Source organism: Anaerolineaceae bacterium oral taxon 439, assembly GCA_001717545.1.
Taxonomy (GTDB): domain Bacteria; phylum Chloroflexota; class Anaerolineae; order Anaerolineales; family Anaerolineaceae; genus Flexilinea.
This window is the reverse complement of sequence record CP017039.1, coordinates 125,367-145,424: the sequence shown is the minus strand read 5'-3', so window position 1 is coordinate 145,424 and position 20,058 is coordinate 125,367. Positions and strand designations below refer to the sequence as shown.

General features: G+C 55.9%; 20 protein-coding genes and 1 tRNA gene. 19 read left to right on the top strand and 2 right to left on the bottom strand.

The genetic code is table 11. The features are described 5' to 3' along the window. The first annotated feature begins 32 nt into the window (after window positions 1-32). The 16 genes from BEQ56_00680 to BEQ56_00605 all read left to right on the top strand — a co-directional run bounded on the left by BEQ56_00680 (window position 33) and on the right by BEQ56_00605 (window position 14,131). On the top strand, window positions 33-707 hold the full coding sequence (locus tag BEQ56_00680) for a hypothetical protein (GenBank protein ID AOH42127.1): 675 nt from the start codon (window positions 33-35) through the stop codon (window positions 705-707). After that, window positions 707-1,960: a hypothetical protein gene (locus BEQ56_00675; protein ID AOH42126.1), complete on the top strand. Its 1,254-nt coding sequence runs from the start codon at window positions 707-709 to the stop codon at window positions 1,958-1,960. Before BEQ56_00680 ends, BEQ56_00675 begins: the two co-directional genes overlap by 1 nt. A gap of 163 nt (window positions 1,961-2,123) precedes the next feature. Further along, window positions 2,124-2,420 (top strand): hypothetical protein, encoded by a 297-nt coding sequence (locus tag BEQ56_00670; protein AOH42125.1) that lies wholly within the window; start codon window positions 2,124-2,126, stop codon window positions 2,418-2,420. A 2-nt stretch (window positions 2,421-2,422) separates the two neighbouring features. After that, window positions 2,423-2,749 (top strand): hypothetical protein, encoded by a 327-nt coding sequence (locus BEQ56_00665; protein ID AOH42124.1) that lies wholly within the window; start codon window positions 2,423-2,425, stop codon window positions 2,747-2,749. A gap of 35 nt (window positions 2,750-2,784) precedes the next feature. Next, window positions 2,785-3,129, top strand: coding sequence for a hypothetical protein (locus BEQ56_00660; protein AOH42123.1), 345 nt, complete (start codon window positions 2,785-2,787; stop codon window positions 3,127-3,129). Next, window positions 3,126-3,521 (top strand): hypothetical protein, encoded by a 396-nt coding sequence (locus BEQ56_00655; GenBank protein AOH42122.1) that lies wholly within the window; start codon window positions 3,126-3,128, stop codon window positions 3,519-3,521. The genes BEQ56_00660 and BEQ56_00655 overlap by 4 nt, the downstream gene beginning before the upstream one ends. 36 nt (window positions 3,522-3,557) lie before the next feature. Continuing rightward, window positions 3,558-4,130, top strand: a complete 573-nt coding sequence (locus tag BEQ56_00650; GenBank protein AOH42121.1) for a hypothetical protein — start codon at window positions 3,558-3,560, stop codon at window positions 4,128-4,130. A 61-nt stretch (window positions 4,131-4,191) separates the two neighbouring features. After that, entirely contained in the window at window positions 4,192-4,656 is a 465-nt protein-coding gene (locus tag BEQ56_00645; protein ID AOH42120.1) for a hypothetical protein, read from the top strand. 253 nt (window positions 4,657-4,909) lie between these two features. After that, window positions 4,910-5,119, top strand: a complete 210-nt coding sequence (locus BEQ56_00640; GenBank protein AOH42119.1) for a hypothetical protein — start codon at window positions 4,910-4,912, stop codon at window positions 5,117-5,119. A 100-nt stretch (window positions 5,120-5,219) separates the two neighbouring features. After that, complete coding sequence (locus BEQ56_00635) at window positions 5,220-7,934, top strand: hypothetical protein (protein ID AOH42118.1); 2,715 nt, start codon at window positions 5,220-5,222, stop codon at window positions 7,932-7,934. A 3-nt stretch (window positions 7,935-7,937) separates the two neighbouring features. Next, window positions 7,938-8,486 (top strand): hypothetical protein, encoded by a 549-nt coding sequence (locus BEQ56_00630; protein AOH42117.1) that lies wholly within the window; start codon window positions 7,938-7,940, stop codon window positions 8,484-8,486. 157 nt (window positions 8,487-8,643) lie between these two features. Next, window positions 8,644-9,420, top strand: coding sequence for a hypothetical protein (locus tag BEQ56_00625; GenBank protein ID AOH42116.1), 777 nt, complete (start codon window positions 8,644-8,646; stop codon window positions 9,418-9,420). Between the two features lie 19 nt (window positions 9,421-9,439). Next, window positions 9,440-10,162, top strand: coding sequence for a hypothetical protein (locus tag BEQ56_00620; protein ID AOH42115.1), 723 nt, complete (start codon window positions 9,440-9,442; stop codon window positions 10,160-10,162). Further along, window positions 10,159-12,123 (top strand): hypothetical protein, encoded by a 1,965-nt coding sequence (locus BEQ56_00615; GenBank protein ID AOH42114.1) that lies wholly within the window; start codon window positions 10,159-10,161, stop codon window positions 12,121-12,123. The genes BEQ56_00620 and BEQ56_00615 overlap by 4 nt, the downstream gene beginning before the upstream one ends. Before the next feature lie 74 nt (window positions 12,124-12,197). After that, window positions 12,198-13,478, top strand: coding sequence for a hypothetical protein (locus BEQ56_00610; protein ID AOH42113.1), 1,281 nt, complete (start codon window positions 12,198-12,200; stop codon window positions 13,476-13,478). A gap of 2 nt (window positions 13,479-13,480) precedes the next feature. Beyond that, window positions 13,481-14,131 carry a hypothetical protein gene (locus BEQ56_00605; GenBank protein ID AOH42112.1) on the top strand — a complete coding sequence of 217 codons (651 nt, stop codon included), beginning with the start codon at window positions 13,481-13,483 and terminating at the stop codon, window positions 14,129-14,131. Window positions 14,132-14,221: 90 nt separating this feature from the next. Here the strand turns inward: BEQ56_00605 and BEQ56_00600 are convergent. Continuing rightward, window positions 14,222-14,313: transfer RNA gene (locus BEQ56_00600), tRNA-Ser, on the bottom strand. Between the two features lie 58 nt (window positions 14,314-14,371). After that, on the bottom strand, window positions 14,372-16,432 hold the full coding sequence (locus BEQ56_00595; GenBank protein ID AOH44331.1) for a glycogen debranching enzyme GlgX: 2,061 nt from the start codon (window positions 16,430-16,432) through the stop codon (window positions 14,372-14,374). Window positions 16,433-17,184: 752 nt separating this feature from the next. On the opposite strand from BEQ56_00595, the gene BEQ56_00590 reads away from it, so the two are divergent. From BEQ56_00590 to BEQ56_00580, 3 genes are read left to right on the top strand one after another with little or no spacing between them, the layout of a single operon-like run. Continuing rightward, entirely contained in the window at window positions 17,185-17,775 is a 591-nt protein-coding gene (locus BEQ56_00590; protein ID AOH42111.1) for a hypothetical protein, read from the top strand. Further along, the gene (locus BEQ56_00585) at window positions 17,776-18,528 is read left to right on the top strand and encodes a hypothetical protein (protein ID AOH42110.1); all 753 of its coding nucleotides are present in this window, start codon (window positions 17,776-17,778) and stop codon (window positions 18,526-18,528) included. Continuing rightward, entirely contained in the window at window positions 18,525-20,021 is a 1,497-nt protein-coding gene (locus tag BEQ56_00580; GenBank protein ID AOH42109.1) for an ABC transporter, read from the top strand. The genes BEQ56_00585 and BEQ56_00580 overlap by 4 nt, the downstream gene beginning before the upstream one ends. The last annotated feature ends 37 nt before the right edge of the window (window positions 20,022-20,058 follow it).

Genomic DNA, 20,058 nt, shown 5'->3' with positions numbered 1-20,058 from the left:
TTTTTTATTTGCAAAGAGAACTGGAGGGTTTTATGCCGATTGTGAGCAATATAGAGTATCGGTCGATGGCTGCGCCGCTTACAGCGCCGACGCCATCGGAAGGAACGGCGCGGCGGTTCGAATCGACGCATTACGTCGAAGGGGTCGCCGCGCGATTTGATCAACCGTATGAGATTTATGAGTTTGACGGAAACAAATATTATGAGCGGATCGATCCGGGCGCGCTGGAAGGAGCGGATTTGAGCGACGTGATCCTGCTTTTCGATCATCGCGGGAAACCGTTCGCGCGGCGGTCGAACGGGACGCTGGATATCGCGGTCGATTCGGAAGCGTTACGGGTTTACGCGGATTTATCGCGCACGGAAGCGGCGCGCGAGCTGTACAGCGAGATCGGGGCCGGGTTGATTACGGCGATGAGCTGGGGGTTTACGATCCGGGAACATTCTTACGACAAGGTTTCACGGACGTTTACGATCCGGAAGATTAAGAAGGTTTACGACGTTTCGGCGGTTACGTTTCCGGCGAATCCGGAAACGAGTATCAGCGCGCGTTCTCTTCTCGACGGAGTGATCGAGGCGGAGAGGCGGTCCCGGCGTCACGATGACGCCAGGACGTCGCCGGGCGGTATTGAGAACCTACCGGCGACGGAGGTTTTAGCGCGCAGACGACAACTTATCAAACTAAAGTCTATTATCGGAGGAATTTAATGAACAGACAGGAAATTGAAGCGAGGTTAGCCGAGATTCGGCAGGATATTGAAACGCGCGGCGAGGCGATCGCGGTTGACGAGCTGGAGCGGTACGAAACGGAGATCGCGACGCTGACGGCGGAGCGGTCCCGTATTCAGGAGGAGACGGAACGGCGATCGGGGCTGCTCGGCCGGATCGCGGAGGGAACGGAAGGGACGACGATCCGCAGCGCGGTTCAGGTTTCACCGGAGGTTTCCGGCAGCGGGGGCAACGAAGCGCAGGGTTCGGCAGGGTCTCTCTACGAGGGGCGAAATGCGGGGACGGGATCGATTGAGTATCGGAACGCGTTCATGCGCTACGTTCAGACGGGGATCCGGGGAGAGGTTCTCCGTTCGAACGAGTTTACGAGTATCGCGGAAGCGGCGGCGCTGATTCCGGCGACGATCGTCGAGGAGGTTATCCGGAAGTTAGGACGGTACGGGACGCTTTTCAGCCGGGTCCGGAAGTTCAACGTTCAGGGCGGATTAAACGTTCCGATTCTCGATCTGGCTCCGGAGGCGAGCTGGATCGACGACACGACGCCGTCGGAAGATAAGCAGTTCAAGGCGGACAAGTCGGTTTCGTTTATGTATCACGGGCTGGAATGCAAGGTTGCGCAGTCGCTGCTTACGTCGATCGTTTCGCTGAACTTTTTCGAGGCTGCGCTGACGGACCTGATCGCCGAGGCGATGATGCGCAAGATGGATCAGGGGATTATCAACGGGACGGGAACGGGTCAGTTTACGGGTATCACGGTCGACGCGCGGGTCCCGGCGGACAATAAGGTGACGCTGACGGCGGCGGAGTTCGGAAAGTGGACAGCCTGGAAGAAGGCGATCAGCAAGCTCGGAATCCGTTATAAGGCGGGCGCGAGCTGGATCATGAGCGAAAGCACGTTTGACGCGTATATCGACGGGATGACGGACGCGCAGGGTCAGCCGATCGCGCGGGTCAATTACAACATCACAGAAGGGAATCCGTACCGTTTCGCAGGCAAGGAGGTCATCACGGTCGAAGATGACGTTATCGCGCCTTACGATACGGCGCAGACGGGCGACGTGGTGGCGATTCTCAGCAATCTTCGGAATTTCGGGGTGAATTCCAACTTGAACATGTCGATGTACAAATGGACGAACCACGAGACGAACAAGGTCTATAACAAGGCTTTGATGGTTGCGGACGGGAAGCTGCTGGATCCGAATGGGGTTGTGATTATCAAGAAGGGGGCGTAAAAGATAAGTCCGTGAGGGACTGAGGGTCAACGACCTCCCGCGCATCAATATGCGCGGGACTTGCCTCGGCGTCTCGGAAGACGCGAGGCGGCGCTCATCTCCCTGAGACCCTCAATTTCCCAAAGGTTTCGGTTATCGGAAGGTTCTGGCAAGGAGAAGCGGCATGAAGTTATTTGATGAGGTTAAGGCTGCGCTCCGGGTATCGACGGAGGACGCGGGGATCACGGGGGAGATTCGGGATCTTATCGGCGGGGCGAAGCGCGAGCTGCGCCGGCTGGGGGTTCAATCTAAGGAGATTTCAGCGGATTCGGAGGTACTTCAGGACGAGATTCTTAAACGGGCGGTTATTCTTTACGCGAAAGCTCATTTCGGTTTCAGCGAGGATCAGGAGAAGTATCTTGAGATTTACGAGAAGCTAAAAGGGTATATCGCGATTTCGTACGCCGACGGAGGCGGGTAGAGATGGAAGGGTACGGGGACGAGGTTCTGACGCTGATTCAGGCGAGGACGATTACGAACGAGTTCGGGTATCCGACGACGATTCAGGAGCAGCGACGAGGGGTTTACGCGCAGCTGCGTTCGGCCGGACGGTCCGAGTTTTATCAGGCGCGAGCGGCCGGGGTTGAGATCGAGATGATCGCGATAATCCGGGCGGAGGATTACGCGATGGAACGGGAGGCGGAGTTATACGGGAGACGGTATTCGATTCTCCGGGTGTACCGCAAGGATCGGGGTTTCGTTGAGCTGACACTGAACGATCGCGGGAAGGTTTCGCACCGGAAGCGTTAGCAGCAGGATTCGGGCCGTCGGGAGGAAAGGCATTTATGTATGACGCAGAGGAATTGATAGCGAGGGCGCTTCGCTCAACCGGGATCCCGGTTGAACGGGGCGTTTACCGGATTCCGGAGACGGGGAAGACCGAGGTTTATCTGGTCTACTGGCTGCTTCACGAGGCGGCGGAGGTTTACGCGGACGGGGGTTCGCTGGGGCGGTATTACGAGTTCGGGGTTGATGTCGTTTCAAAGGGGGACGCGCGTCCGACGGTTGAGCGGGTTTTCTCGGCGCTGGCGGGAGCGGGGTTCTACAATGTCCGAATTGTTTCGGAGGCGTACGACGAGGAGCTGGGGAATTATCATGTTGTCATTGAGGGAAGTTATACGGAGGTATGAGGGAATGGATTATGGATAACGGGGATGATCTGGGGACGTCGATTTCTTCGTATTTATCCGAAATTCAGCGGAGTCTCAAGGCGGCGGTTGAGGCCGGGCTGAACGAGGCGGCGGAGCTCACGATTCGAGAGCTGGAGGGGGCAAGTCCGAAGGCTTCGGGAAGGTACGCGCGCAGCTGGATTAAGGCGAAGGCAAAAGACGGCGGGGATTATACGGGGGTCCGATTTATCCGGAATGAACGAAGGGTGGGATGGAAGGGGTCGGAGATTCCGCTGGTCGTTATTTTAGAGAATACGAGCCGAAAGCGGCCACATATCGCCCGCGCCTGGGGACGGGTCCGAGGGCGGGTTCGCGCCGCGATTGAGTCGGCGGTTGAGAAGGCGCTGAAATAATACCTGACGCCTTTGCGTCAGGCACTGCGAGGAAAGATGGCAAAGCAGAATAAGGTTTTATGGGGGTCGGCGAAGATGGGCTGGGCTCCGATTACGGCGGGGCCGGACGGGAAGGATACGTACGGCGCGATTAAGATGTTCGAGGGGACGCGACAGATTAACTGGACGGCGTCGGGAAATCAGACGCAGGTTTACGCTGACGGGACGGTTATTTTCGTCGGGAACCAGAACAGCGGGTATATGGGGACGCTGGAGTTTACGATTTTAGACGAGGCGTTCGCGCAGTACGCGCTGGGGGAGAAGGCTTCGGATAAGAAGGTTATTTACGAGGAAAACGAGGCGAATCCGGGGCGGTTTGTTCTGGTCTGGGAATGGGTTCAGGACGCGAAGAACGCGCGGCATGTGATGTACAACTGCACGGCGAACCGACCGGACGTCAGCGCGACGACGGCGGGGGACGGCGGGTCGAAGACGCCGCAGTATCGGACGCTGAACGTTACGGCGATTCCGCGCGCCGACGGGGTGGTTAAGGCGCGGACGTACGAGGAGACGGACGATACGGTTTATGACGGCTGGTTCACGGCGGTTCACGATCCGAAGGCGGCTTAGATTTGGATGAGCGGAGGGCTGAGGGCTGCTCAGCTCTCCGAAAGGGAACAGGAGATCAGGGATGGAACGGGTTTTTGAGATTCAGTGCGACGGGAGAAGCGAAAAGGTTCGCGTCCGGTTAACGTTGGGGGCAGCGCGGATTTACAGGGCGGAGTTCGGGCGAGACCTCATCGAGGATTTAGCGACGCTTTACGACAGGATCGTAAACAGGGACAGTTTATTGATTTTAGAGGTAGTTAAGGGAAAGGACGTTGATCTTAAAGACGAAAAGGCTTTGTACGAGGCTTTTTTGGAGAGCGTCGACATTGAAGAGCTTACAAAGAAGAAGGTCCTCGGGTATGAAGATATCGAGCAGGCTGAACGGTTGATCTGGGCGTTCGCTAAGAACGCGGATTCGACGATACCAGGGGTTGACGGCTGGATTGAGGATCTGGACGTTGTGATTCCAATGGAACAGTTTATTCCGGCGTTGTTTCAGCTTTGGACCGGGACGTATAAGACGACGATTACGCTAAAAAACGAGTAAGCGACGGGGAGCAAAGCAGCGAGGCGCTCAATTTTTTTTATTTTCTGGAGCTGGGGCGTCACGCAGGGTTCTCCGTCGCGGAATTGGATTGTTTTACGATCGGGATGATTTTGGACGCGGTTTATTACCGGCTGAACGCGCTGGATGAGGCGAACGAAGCAGGGGCTGCGCAATCCGATTACGACGGATTTTAGGCTGCAGCGTAAACGGATTTCCTGCCACAGGTTTATAATTAAGGCACGGGAGGCGGATTATGGAAGAGCTTACTGCGATTGAGCGATATCATCAGCTAAAGAAAGAGGCCGCGGAGCGCGGTTATCCATGGCCGGAGGCGAAAGGGCCGGACCGAATTACAAGGATTATGATTGCGGTTGCGGTTATCGGGTATCTGCCTTTTATTCTGGGTTTAATCGGGCTTATCGTTTTCGGTTTTCTTTTCGTTCTTACATTCCTCGGCTTTTAAAGTAATCCTTTAAAAAAATTTTTCACTGCAGGTAACAACGACGGTCGGCTGTCGTTGTTTTTTTTTTGTTGCTGCTATCAGGGAGAGGGATACAAACTTTATGGATACTACGATAAAAATCAAAGCAGATACTTCACAGGCGACGTCATCGCTGAAATCGCTCCAGGCGGCGGCGCGCGAAATTTCGCAGAATCTCCGGCTGGTTAAGTCGGATTTAAATTTCGACGCAGGGAATATCGCAAAGCTTCAGGACGGCGCGAATCTGGCCGCGGGCAAGGTCAAGGTTCTTGACGATGAGATCAGGGTTCTTACAAAGGCTATTCAGGACAATCATAAAGCGCTTGAATCAGAAACGATCAGCAATGAGAAATATGCAGCGACACACGACGCACTCACGCGTAAGTTAGAGAAGACCAAGAGAGAACAAAGTTTAGCGACGTCTGAGTTGTCGAACTGGAAGGAGAAGCTGAACGAGGCAAAGGCTTCATCCAGCGCTTTCAGCACGGCGATGAGCGCGAATCGCGAACGGCTGGAACAGATTCGAACGAGCTCAAAAAACTTAGCGGAGGGTGTCAAATTAGCAAAAGAGGCCTTGAAGTTCTCGGGGACGGATGGGGCGGAAAGGCTGACTCAGTATAAGGAGGTCATGAACGCGCTCGAAAAACAGGCGGAAAATACAAAGGACGAGATCGAAGCGCTCGAAAAAGAGATCAAGGAAAACCGCAGAGGCTTCGAGAACGGGGCAAAGCCAATATCGGACTACGAAAAGGAGCATCAAAGACTCAACGAAGAACTCGACATCGCAAAGCAAAAGCACAACACGATTCAGGCTGAAATCCGGCAAACCGGCGAGGCCGCAGGCGACTCAGGGAACAAGATTAAAGGGTTTTGGGAATCGATTAAAACGGGGGTCGCGACCCGACTTGTCAGCGATGGGATTAAGGCAGCTTTTCATGGGATTGGCCGCGCCATAGCGAGCGCGAAAGAATACAGCGCGGAAGCTATTTCGATGGCGTCGAGTTATGAGGACGCGGTTGGTTACAGTTTACAGGTTTTCGGCGATTTCGAGGGGGACGTCGAGTATTTCGTTGAGAAGAATACGCTGGCGCTGCGGATGAATAAGCTGGAGATGCGCGAGGCGATTAATACTTACGGCGGGATGTTCCGTGCGTTAAACATGAATAAGGAGGAAGCTTACGATTTTTCCACGTCGTTAGTACAGCTGGCGGCGGACATGAGCGCGGCGACAGGGATCCCGGTTGCGCAGGTGCTGGAGAATTTACAGTCGGTAATGACGGGCGGCGCGCAGGCAGGGTATAAATACGGGCTGGTCATAAAAGATACTGCCGTGAAGCTGAAGGCTTTGCAGATGGGGCTGGTTCAGACGGAAGTCGATATGACAGACGTGAACGCGGCCTCCTTGAAGTTAGAAAAAGCGCAGAAGAATTTAGCAACGGCGTTAGCGAAGCACGGAGAAGAGTCGTTCGAATACCGAAACGCGCTTCAGAAGGTCGCGGAGGCCGAGGAGGCGGTCGAAAAGACGTTAGAAGGGAAAGAGATTGCGCTGGACGAGGCGGCAAAGGCGCAGGCACGGTACGCGTTGGTCATGGAGCAGTCGAAGACGATGCACGGGCAGGCGGAGCGGGAGTCGGGCAATTACAATTCTCAGCTGGCGCTGATGCGCACGAATTTTGACAATTTGAAGATTTCTATCGGCGAAAAGCTTTTACCGGTTGCGAATTCGCTTTTGACGGCGTTTAATGATTTTACGCAAAATGAATCGGGGAAGGCGTTCTTCGACAGCGTTGTCGAGTCTGTCGGCGGGATCGCGGAGAAGACGGCAGGATGGGTTCTTTCAGGAGATGCGAAAGCGTTTGCGGACGAATGGATTCCAAAGATTGTCGGATTCGCCGAGGGGCTTGTTGAAAAGGCGCCCGGGGCGGTAGAGGCGCTGGGGTCGATTGGCTCCGCGATCAGCGCGGTAGCGGACGCGTACGGATGGCTCAAGGAGAGCGCGGACGCGACGATAGCATTCATTGAAGTTAAGGACGAGATTCAAAGTTTCGCGGATAAGATTCAGACGAGTTTTTGGGACGCCAAAGGTTATATTGAGGATTACGCCGAAACGAACGGGTTAAAGCTTTCAGAGGTTTATGAAAACTGGGGGTATTACGAGCCGCGGATCATACTGTACATGAATTCGGTGGTGACGCATGGAAAAGGGCTGGCGGATGGAGTGAAGACGAGCATGTCGGACAGCGAGACGGCGCTGACGGCGGGTGCGACGGCGATTGACTCCAGGATGAGCGAGATTGAGACGAGCGTTTCGGACGCGAAGGATTCGGTTTCGGAGTCGGCTTCGGGGATCGCGAGCGGTCTCCAGACAGGCATTAATGAGGCGGCGAACGTGGATACGTCCAGGCTGGAGAATAGGGTTAATTGGATCACCGGACTTTTCGAGACGATGAAATCGGCGTGGCGCGGAGTTTTCAGCGCGCTTAACGCGAACGGGGCCGGCGCGAACGGCGGATATACGCCGGGAACGTTTTATATGGGGATGGCGTCCGGCGGCAACGTTAAAGCGGGGGTTCCGTACATTGTCGGGGAGCGGGGACAGGAGTTATTTATTCCGCGGATCGACGGACGGATTTTGAACCATCAGCAGACGCAGCAGGTTCTGAATCAGTCGAGTACGGATAACAGCCGGAACTTCGGCGATATTCATATTCACGTGCATGGAGGGAATAGCAGTATTGAAATGGCGGAGGATATCGCATGGGAGCTGAAGCGGAAGATGCGCTATGCCGGGGTGTAAAATATGGAATTCAATTATCTGAATAAGAGTTCGTTCCTTTTTAATGGGACGGACATGTACCAGCGATTCGGGATCCAGCTGACGGAGGAACCGCAGGACGTTTTCCAGCCGGGGCTCCGGCCACGAAAGACGACGATCCCGAATCGATCGGGGGCGTACGATTTCGGAGCGCGATTTTACGACGAACGGGCTCTGACGCTGAGCTGCGTCACGACGCGGATCATCGAGCGGGCAGGGGTCCGGGAGATTTCGTATCTTCTCAGCAAGAAGGGGACGATCCGAATCTGGAACGAGCCGGGGAAGTATTACGTCGGGCGACTTTACGACGCGATCGAATTGGAGCAGCTCCGGCGGGTCGGGAACCGGTTCGCGTTGGTATTCAGCTGCGAACCGTTCGCGTATGGAGAGACGATTCAACGGAATTTTCAGGGGCTTTACGCGCCGAACTACACGGGGACGGCGGCGACGCCGACGCGGATCGAGATCACGAATACAGGGGTCCGGGACGCGGTGGGGATACGGATTATGCAGATCGATAAAAAGGTTGCGTAGCTATTTGCACCTGACGCCTCTGCGTCAGGCACTGCGCCACGGGGACTTGTGGTCCCAGTGGCTTGATGTATGCGACCCCGCGATCGATGTCGCAGGGCGAGATCGCGAATCAGCGGTTTATGGATCAGGATATATGGGATGAAGGAGGACTAGGAAGATGTATGCGACTGATTATTTTGAAAGGCTGACGCTTAATTTACTGCGCGGGCAGTCGGCTACAGCGCCGGTCCGGGTTTATATTGGTTTGTTTTTGAATAATCCGGGCGACGAAGGCGGCGGGACGGAGGCCGGTTATTCGGGCTACGCGCGGCAGGAGATTGTTTTCAGCGCGCCGCAGGCGTCGGGTGCGGGGCTGTCGATTCAAAACAGCGCGGTGATTACGTTCGCGGAAGCTTCGAACGCGGTCGGGAATATTACGCATGTGGCGGTTTTCGACAGTTTGTCGGGCGGGAATATGTATTTATACGGGCAGCTCGGTACGCCGCTCAACGTTACGGCAGGGATCGCGCCGGTTATCCGGGCGGGGACGACGAGATGGATCTGGTCCGGGAAGTTATCGAACGTCTGGCGGACGCGGATCATGAATCTCCTGCGCGGGCAGTCCTGTTCAGGGTTCACACCGTTTCTGGCACTTTGCAACGGATCGCCGGAGGACGGTGGAAACGAGTTTTCCGGGAACGGGTACGCGCGGATCGGGTTCAGTTTTACGTCTCCGACGGGAGAAGCGACGGGGGTTACGACGGTTCAGAACGCGGCGGATATTGTATCGGAGGAGGCGACGGGAAACTGGGGGCAGCTGACGCATATCGCGATTTACGACGCGGCAACCAACGGGCAGCCGTTCGCGATCAGCGAGCTCGGGAGCAGCGCGCCGATTTTCAGCGGGAGCGTCGTCGCGTTCCGGGCCGGAAAGCTGAAATTCAGCGTGAATTAGGAAAAAACGGAGCGACCAGATGAATCAGACGCGGTTTAATCTGAACCGATTCAATCAGGGCAGCGGCGAGTCTCTTATCGTTCTGGCGCTGCGTCTGAACGAGACGGTCGGAGGGCTTTTTCAGGTTTCCGATATTACGAATCACGCGTTAACGTTTTACGAGCTGGTTTCCGCCGAAACGCAGGGGTTCGCAGGAAGATTGTATTCCGGTTTTTTCAGCGAGGAGATCGGCGCAGCGGCGGAGATCACGGGGATTAAAGCGCCGCGGGAGCTGGCGGCGGAGCTGAAAGAGGAGATCGAAGCGCGGGTTTCTATCAGCGAGGTCCGGAATCTGGACAGAGAGATGACAGAGGGGATCGAGGCCGCGGTCACGCTGGTCCAGATTCGATACACGTCGATCTTCTTCACGGAAATCGTCACAGCGGCCGTAGCGGCCGGGGAGATCGTAAGCCGCGGCCTGGATTTTTACGAGGTGATCAGCGCGGTCGTAGAGGCGGAGGCGAACGAGGAAAGGGTTTTGGCGCTGAAGCTTACGCTGCGTCCGGGGGATAAGCTGGTTATTGACAGCGAGAATTATGTTGTCCTGATGGTTCCAAAAAATGGGGGCGAGGTCAACGTGATCCATACGCATTCGGGGGACTGGATCGATGCGTTGAGTCGAGAGACGAGGTCTTTACAGGTTGAGAGCGGGACGACGCGGGACCTTTCGGCGTCGATTTTATACACGGAGCGGTTTTTATGACGATGATTAACGTGTATGATCTGGACTTGAAAAAGACGGCGGTTCTTCAGAACGCGATGAATATTGTCGAGACGCAGGAGCTGAACGCGGTGTACTCGCTGGAGTTCGAGCTACCGGCGGATGACGATAAAGCGAGGTACTGTCAGGCTTATCACTACGTCCGGTATGGCGAGGAGGGGCAGCTTTATCGGCTGATCGGATCGGGGCTGGTTCGGAATACGATCGGGGTCCGTCGTTATCGCTGCGAGCATGTTATCGCGACGCTGGTCGACGACGTTTTATTCGGGTCGTTTGTGGTCGGGAACGTCGGAATGCCTACGGCGGCGACGATCCGCTGGATTCTGGAGCGGCAGACGGTTCAGCGATGGGTTTTAGGGCGCTGCGACTTTGATCAGCAGCTGGAATACGGCTGGGAGCATGAAAATTTACTGACGGCGCTGTATTCGGTTCCGAAAAGTTTCGTCGCGCTCTATCGGTTCGATTTCAACACGCGGGTCTATCCCTGGCGGCTGGAGCTTCGCCGGATCGACGAAGCGGGCAGGGCGCAGTATTATCTTCGGGCAGAGAAGAACTTGCTGGAATCGGACGAGGAGCAGAATTCGTTAGAGGTCTGCACCCGGTTATATGGGCTCGGATACGGCGAAGGGGTGAATCAGCTGACGATCAGCGCGGTTAACGGCGGGAAGCCTTACCTGGAATCGAGTCCATCAGCGATCGCAAAATATGGGCTGATCAACCGGATTTACGTTGACCGCAGCTTTGAAAACGCGGAGATGCTGAAGGCGAGGATGACCGCGCTCCTGAAAGAGATGGAGCGGCCGCAGTTCAGCCGATCGTTCCGGGTCACGGATTTATACGAGCTGACGCGGGATCCTTTAGACCGGGCGGAGGTCGGGCAGGTCGCGGCGCTGACGGCAGACGGGACGCGGGCGATCGTTACGAAGACGAAGCGGGTTCTGGACGAGGCGGGAAGCTTAGAGATCGAGCTATCGACGAAGGCGACGGATATCGCGTCGTCGATAGCGGATTTAGCGAACCGGCAGCGGATCGAATCGACGTACGCGCAGGGAAGCACGCAGCTGTACGCGCAGAGTATCAGCGAGAACGCAACGCACGAGAAGGGGGCGCGGCTATCGTTCTATCTTCCGGGTGAGATGCGCTACGTGAATAAGATTACGGCGAAGATCGAGCTGAAGCGGTTCCGTGCGTTCAACCGGCAGACGAAGGGCGGCGGGAAGAGCGTCCGGACGAGCAGCGCGGGGGGCGGGTCGGTCACAACGAGCAGCGCAAGCGGGTCGGGGAGTTTTAACAGCGAGGAGAACGTTGAAATTTACACGACGAGCTCGCCAAGCCAGAATTTTACGCACGGCGTCTTGATCGACGAGGACGAAACGGGCGATTCGGGGACGCTGTCGATGAGCGGGGCGGCGGCGCTGAGTTCGTCGCCGCGGGACACGAGCCAGGCGACGGCTTATCCGGGTCAGCAGCATAAGCACCGGATCGATCTTCAGCATTATCACCATCTGGCGGTGTCGGGCGCGAATCACCGGCACAGCGTGCTTCGGGCGCTGAGCAAGCATGAGCATAACATGCATCATACGCACCAGGTGGCGATTCCGCCGCATAAGCATTTGACGTTTATCAGCGCGCACACGCACAAGGTTCAGGTTCCGGAGCATACGCACAAGGTCGAGCTTCCGGAGCATAAACATGAGATCGAGCAGGGGATTTTTGAGTACGGATCGCCGCAGAGGGCGGAGGTCTGGATCGAGGGGACAAAACGGCTGGATATCGGGAAATCGGGGGAGTTCGACCTGACGCCGCACATTTTGAACAGCAGTGGGAAGATCCCGCGAGGGCGCTGGATCGACGTCGAGGTCCGGCCGAACGATTTAGCGTATATCCGCATTCATCTTTTCGTTCAGGGGTTCATTCAGAGCCGGGGCGGCGGGAATTATTGACATATGACGGAGGTTTCAACATGGCACGGGGACGGGCAGGCGCAAGCGGGGCTCCTTCGCCTCAGGGCAGGGGGATGGAGACGATGTACAAGGGGATCAGCAACAGTCCGCAGACGGTTTTAGCGGAATCGATTACCGCCGAGGCGGCGGCGATTCCGGTCGAGAATATTAACGTGTTCCCGGAGGCGCCGAATCTGGCGACAATCGGGAGCGGCGATTCGGCCGAGGTGATCCGCTATAACGGGATCGAGGGATCGCGGCTGACGAGCTGCGAGCGGGGGTTCGGCGGGACGACGGCGAATTTCCGGGAGGCGGGGACGCAGGTTTACCGCGCGTATACGGTTTACGATCACGATACGTTTAAGGCGAATATCGAGCGGCTGTCGCGCGATAAGCTGGACGCAACGCCGCACGGGGCGGCGCATCAGGCGGACGGAAGCGATCCGGTTACGATCACGACACAGCAGATCAGCGACTTTCCGACGGCGATGACGCCGACGGGGCATGGGGAAACGCACGGCCCGGCCGGTTCCGATCCGATCCGGATCGACGTCAGCCAGATCGACGGTATGCCGTCTGAATTTAATCCGTCTCCGCATGGTTCTACGCACGCGAAGGACGGAAGCGATCCGATTACGATTGAGAAAAGCCAGATCAGCGATTTTCCGGCGGCGATGATACCGACGGGGCACGCGGCCAGTCACGGGGCAACCGGAAGCGACGCGCTGACGCTGACGAAGGCGCAGATCAGCGATTTCCCAGCTACAATGCCGCCGGCGGCGCATACGCATCCGAAGGCAGAGATTACCGACTTTCCGACGGCGATGACGCCGACGGGGCACAAGAATACGCATAAAATTGGCGGGAGCGACGCGCTGACGCCCGCGGATATTGGGGCGATGGTCGAGCGGCCAAATGCTATTGAGATGGGAGGCTGGACAGGAGGCGGCGGAATTATTGATTTCCACTTCAATAATGATACGACGGCGGATTTCACGTCAAGAATTGGCGAATTTACCAGAGGAATAATCACCATTGTGAACGACCTGTTTGTTATTGGCCGAATTTTTATGAACAATGGCCAGTTGGTTCAAAACGGCGGGTTTACGAATTATGGCGCGACGCTGCAACCGGGGGCGAGCTGGAACGCGACGACGCGGCAACAGACGGTGAACGTTCCGGGGTCGGCGAACAGCGCGAACCTGCTGACGGGACCGGATATCGGTACGGCGAATAGTTATGAGGAGTGGTGCAACTGCGGGGTGCGCTGCGTGGCGAGATCGGGTAATACGCTGACGTTTCAGTGCGAGGCGATTCCGTCGGTGGCGATCAGGGTGAGTATTTTAGGGGGATAAAGATGGCGATTTTTAATATGGCGCAGGGGAAGGTACCGATGACGTATCGGGGGACGAAGACAAAATTACTCGCGCATTTTGATAACGCTGCAAATCTTGCCGAGACCGCGGTTTATATGAATTCGGGCGGGGCGGCGAATGCATATTTGCAGAGTCCCGATTCTGAACCAGCCGGAAAATTCGGTTCAGGGTGCTCTGCTTTGCTCGGGACTTTCGATAACCTGGTTCCGACAGGAACATCGCCTTTTACGATTGAATTCTGGATCAGACCTTTTTCCGGCGGGACTACTTACGCCGGATTTGGGGAGCCTTCAACTTCCGGCGAGGAACAGATTATTCACGTAAATACGTCGAGTATCACATTACTGCGGAATATTGTTAATGCGTATGCGGGAATATCGCCAAATCTACCCACAATGATTTATTCTCATATCGCGGTTGTTGGGAATGGAGCCGTGAACGGATCCCGAGCCGTTTCAGGGTTCGTAAACGGGGTTAAGCTGGTGACGAAACAATATGACTACAATTTTACGAATAAAAAATTCTTTGTTAAGGATGACAGAAGGTTTTATATCGACGAGCTCCGCGTATCGAATGTGGCGCGCTATGCGGCGAATTTTACGCCGCCGGCTGCGCCGTTCGCGCCGGATTAATTTTTGTTGCTAAGTGCGGTCGAGGATCAGTCCGATGATTCCGCAGCGGAAAAAGATTTTTGCGCTGCGGATTTCGGATTTTGTTGATGTTAGCGGGGAAGGGGGGATTCGAACCCCCGATCGGGTTTTACCCCGATAACCACTTAGCAGGCGGCCCCGTTCAGCCACTCCGGCACCTCCCCGAAACAACGTTTCAGATTATACCATACCCCGCAAACGCGAGGCCATTCTGCTCCGGTTTCATATCCGATCCGCGCGGCAGAGGATAACCGAACGTGCGCCGATCGTCAGTACGTTCGCTGTAAGCGGCTGCTGCGAAACCGAATCTCCATGATCGTTCCCGGTTTCGTCGCCGGTATTAACGATAATCTGGTATGCGTGTCCCGACGGAAGCTTTGGCAGTCTCACGTCGGCTCCTTCCCAGGAAGCGTTGACGGCTAAATAATGAAACTCATCGTCCGTATCCGCCGCGTTCCGCGCGGCGAAAAACAGGCCGATAAAGCGGTTTTCATGATCGTCGGTTAACGTTTCCGCGTCAGGGCCAAAGAATCGTACCTCCCGTAAACCGCAGTTCGCCGGTTTTTTTCCGCTCCGGAGCGACGGATGCGTCAGGCGATACCGAATCATCCAGCGCGTAAACGCGAACAGGTCGGCGTTTCGTTCTAAATCGTTCCAGTCGATCCAGGAAATCTCGTTATCCTGACAGTACGCATTGTTGTTTCCACGCTGCGTCTTTCCCATTTCGTCGCCGGCGCGCAGCATCGGCGTCCCATGCGACGCCAGAAGAACGCAGAGCGCATTCTTAGCCAGTCGGAGCCGCAGCCGCAGGATCTCGGGGTCGTCGCTTTCTCCCTCCGTGCCGCAGTTCCAGCTTAAGTTGAAGTTTTCCCCGTCGGCGTTGTTCCAGCCGTTCGCGAGGTTATGTTTCTCGTTATACGTATACAGATCGCGGAGCGTGAACCCATCATGGCAGGTGATAAAGTTGATCGAAGCGTCGTTTCCGCGCGCGTCGGGATGATAAAGATCATGCGATCCCGCGATTCGCAGCGCTGCCGCTTTCGCCGCGCCCGCGTCGCCTTTTAAAAACCGGCGCAGATCGTCGCGGTAGCGCCCGTTCCATTCCGACCAGCGTTTCCAGGATGGAAACGAGCCAACCTGATATAATCCCCCCGCGTCCCAGGCTTCGGCGATCAGCTTGGCATGCGATAAAATCGGGTCATAAGCGATATTTTTCAGCAGCGGCGGGTTATTTAACGGCGACCCATCCTCCGATCGCCCCAGGATCGAAGCCAGGTCAAACCGGAAGCCGTCGACACGATATTCCGTAACCCAGTAACGCAGGCTGTCGCGAATCAGCTGCTGAACGATGGGATGATTTGCGTTCAGCGTATTCCCGCAGCCGCTGAAATTCTGATAATGGCCGTCTCCGGTCAGCATGTAATAAACGTTGTTGTCAAAGCCTTTCAGGTTCAGGAACGGTCCGTTCTCGTTTCCCTCAGCCGTATGATTAAAGACAACGTCCAGAAAAACCTCGATCCCGTTGCGATGCAATTCGCGGATCAGCTTTTTCAGCTCGGTCCCTTCCTGATGATGTTCTTTGTTAGAAGAATATGATGTATTGGGCGCGAAAAAGCTGATCGGGTTATAGCCCCAGTAATCGATCAGGCGGTTCCCCTCGTAATAGCGTTCGTCAAACATTTCGTTGAATTCAAACACGGGCATGAGCTCGACGCAGTTGACGCCCAGGTCAATCAGGTACGGGATTTTCTCGATCAACCCGGCGAACGTACCGGGACGCTGAACGCCGGAGGAATCATGCCGGGTAAAGCCGCGAACATGCAGCTCATAGATGACCAGATCCTCCATCCGTGATTCGGGCAGTCGCGTATCCTGCCAATCAAAATTTGTCCAAACAACCCTGGAGCGATAATCGTTCCGCTCGCGCCGCACGCACCAATCGCTCTGCCCCGTGACAGCAAGCCCATAGGGATCGAGGCAGTAGCGGGAACCGTCAAAGACCAGCCCCCTTTCCGGCTCATATGGGCCATGAACCCGATAGCAGTATTCCAGGTCGATATAATCGATATCGAAAACGATCATCGAATAAACGTTGCCAATCTGGCAGCTGGGCGGGAAAGGGAGAACCGCGAACGGCTCCTTCGCGTAACGTCGGAACAGCGCCAACTCGACCAGTTCCGCTCCAATCGACGTCACCGTGAAGCCGACGCCGTTCGAGACGACGTACGCGCCGTTCTGCTGAAAGAAGCCAGGACGAATCGAAAAGCCGTTGACATATTCAATGAGACTTGTGTCGCCGTTCCCGTTGCCGTTTGAATACCCATTTCCGTTATGAAGCGATTCGCTTTTTTCGTGGTGTAAGAAGTGTATTGTCTGTGAATCCATCGGCTCAACCGTCTGCGAGATATCTTTTCCGTGTCGTGTTTTGACAGGATCAGCAACTTTCTATTATAGTGTGAATTGTCCTTTTTCGGCGGACTTTTCCTGTTTAACGGTTATAGACAGGCTGTCGGCATAGTAAAGCTGGGTTAGCTTATAGGCCCGCGGACTGGGGATCCCGGTCATGGTGACCGGCTCGATTTCTGTACTGGCCGCTGATCTCGTCTGCCGTTCCGGAAATTTTGCGAGCGTTCGAAAAAGCGTTTTAAGTCATGGCGTTTTCTGCATGCGGCCCATCGGGTCCTATATTCTGATCGTTATCGGATGCGCGGCGTAGAGCGCCGGCCTGATCGGGCGCGGGTATGGCGCAGCGTATGCCGGAAGGCTGATGCGCTGCGTTCCGGACTGGGACATGGGGCCGTTGCTCGCCGCCTGTTTCGTGTTTGGACTGCCTGGCGGCTGGATTGGGAAAACGCTCCTCAGGAAACATTTCGTTTGGCCGGGGATTGCCTGAGACGGGTGGAACGGTTGGCGGCATCTGTGAAGTTCGGGGTAGACAGGACTAACTTCGTGCGCTAAAATAAACGCGATTTCATTTCAGGGCTTTTGGCGAGATGGAATCGCGTTTTCTAAATACATCTAAACGGGAGCTTGTGATGAAGAACGAGCGTATTACTGCGAAAGACTTAATTACCACAGGTTTATTTACCGCGATTATTTTTATTGTCAGCATGGCTGTCGGCATGTTAGGGTTTATTCCGATTTTTATTCCGTTTCTGACGGTCATTGTTCCGCTGATCTGCGGGATTCCGTTCATGCTTTTCCTGACGAAAACGAAGAAATTCGGGATGATTACGATCATGGGAGCGCTATGCGGCTTTCTTCTCGGGATTATGGGCATGGGCGTCTACTGGGTCACGGCGACAGGGCTGATCGCCGGTTTCTGCGCCGACCTGATTTTCCGTTCCGGCAACTATGCGAGCGCCGGGAAGAGCGTCCTCTGCCATGGCGTCTTTTCGCTCTGGGTGATCGGCGCGCTGATTCCGATCATCGTTACCCGCGACGCTTATTTTGCGAAGCTGATCAACGGCGGCTACGGCGAAGAGTATGCCAATGCGCTGATGCGCTACGTTCCGGATTGGAGTTTGATTCCGATGCTGATCGCCGGGTTTACGGCTGGAATTATTGGCGCGCTGATCGGGAAAGCAATCCTGAAGAAACATTTTGTCCGCGCTGGGATTGCATAAATGAGGTCCGGTTTTTTTCAATCTGCGGAATTGTCCGCGCGGAAGATCTTTGATCCGCGGACGAAGCTGTTAATGGTGATCACGATCGGCACGGTGATCATGGCGGATACCGGCGTCGGATGGATGTCCATGCTGATCTGGATCCTGACGTTCGTCCCGCTCGCGTTATTCCTGATTGAACGGAAATGGAAAGCGGCGCTGATTTATTTCTGCGTCTATTGGGGCGCGACGGCGATGCAGACGTACCTGCTGCCGCTGACGACCGGCGTCGTTAACTTCCTGCTCGTCGCGATGTCTTTTTTCTCCGTCCGCTTCATGCCTGGAATTGCGATGGCGAGTTATATGGTTAATACGACGACGGTCAGCGAGTTCATGGGTGCGATGGAACGGATGCGCGTGCCGCAGGGCCTGTCGATTCCGCTGTCGGTCGTCTTCCGCTTTTTCCCGACGGTCGCCGAGGAATATGCGGCGATCAGCGACGCGATGCGCATGCGCGGGATCCGTTTCGGCGGAAAAAAACCGGGAAAAATGATTGAATATCGGTTGGTGCCGCTGTTGGTCTGCTGCGTCAAGATTGGCGACGAGCTGTCGGCGGCAGCGTTGACGCGCGGGCTTGGGGCGCCGATCCGTCGGACGAACGTCTGCCGGATCGGACTTCGGGCGCAGGATATTTTCGCAATGGCGGTCTGTTTCGCGATGATCCTGTTATTTCTCTTTGAAAGATTGGGCGGTGCGGGAGCCGTCGTCATATGATCCGGCTGACGGACGTATCTTTTACTTATGCGGGGGGACGTGAAAACGCCGGCGTCAATCACCTGAATCTGGAGATCGCCTCCGGAGAGGTCGTTCTTCTCTGCGGCGAGTCTGGCTGCGGAAAGACGACGGTCACGCGCATGGTCAACGGGCTCATTCCGCATTTTTACGAAGGCGAGCTCAGCGGGACAATTTCTGTGGCTGGTAAGAACGTCGCTGAAACCGAGCTTTATGACATGGCCCAGACGGTAGGCTCCGTTTTTCAAAACCCGCGCAGCCAATTTTTCAACGTCGATACGACGAGCGAGCTGGCGTTCGGCTGTGAAAATCTGGGAATCTCTGAAAACGAAATTTTCGCGCGGGTCCGGAAGGCAGTTTCCGATTTATCGATTCACCATCTTTTAGATCGGAGTATTTTCGAGCTTTCCGACGGCGAGAAACAGAAGATCGCCTGCGGCTCGGTCAGCGTCCTTCAGCCAAGCGTCTTCGTCCTGGACGAACCCACGTCGAATTTGGACTTTCAGACGATCAAGGCGCTGCGGCGGATTCTTTCAATCTGGAAAGCTGAAGGGAAAACGATTCTCGTCGCGGAACATCGCCTCCATTTCCTGCGCGGGATCGCGGATCGCGTGATTTTCATGCGCGACGGCGAAATCCGGGAGACATACGACGGCGACAAGTTTTTTTCAATGCCGCCCCGGTTTTTTGAGGAACGCGGGCTGCGGATCCCGTCGCTGGACCGGCTGAACGCCGAAGCGGCAGAGCCGCTTCCCGGGAACGGAACGATCCGGATCGAGAACCTCCGTGTTCGATTCCCGGGGTCTGATACGATCCTGAGCGTCCCGGTGGCGGAGGTTCCGGACGGCGCCGTTATCGCGGTTATCGGGAGCAACGGCGCTGGGAAGACGACGTTTGCGCGGAGTCTCTGCGGCCTGATTTCGCAGGATCGCGGCCTGCTGACGTACCGTGGAAAGACGCTGACGGCGAAAAAGCGGCTGTCATCCTGCTATCTGGTGATGCAGGACGTGAACCATCAGCTCTTTACTGAAAGCGTGCTTGACGAGGCGCTGTTGTCGATGAACCCCGAGGACGAGGGACTGGCGGGCGCGGCGTTGGCGTCGCTCGACCTTTCCGCCTTCCGTGAGGATCATCCAATGTCGCTCTCCGGCGGGCAGAAGCAGCGCGTCGCGATCGCGTCGGCGCTCGTTTCCGGTCGTGATATCCTGGTCTTCGACGAACCGACGAGCGGATTGGATCTGATCCACATGCGCGAAACGGCGGGAAATATCGCGGCCCTTCGCCGGAAGGGCGTGACGTCGTTCGTGGTGACGCATGATCCTGAATTTATCCTGAGCTGCTGTACGCATGCGATTCGGATCGAGCATGGCGAGATCGTAGAGAACTATGCGCTTTCCGGGGCGGGCGTGCAGCGGCTGATCGATTTTTTCTCCGCTGATCCATGGGGCGGGGTCGGTTCTTTCGGCAAGGTATAATCCTGTTACTCCTTTGGTAAATAAGGAGAGCGGAGGA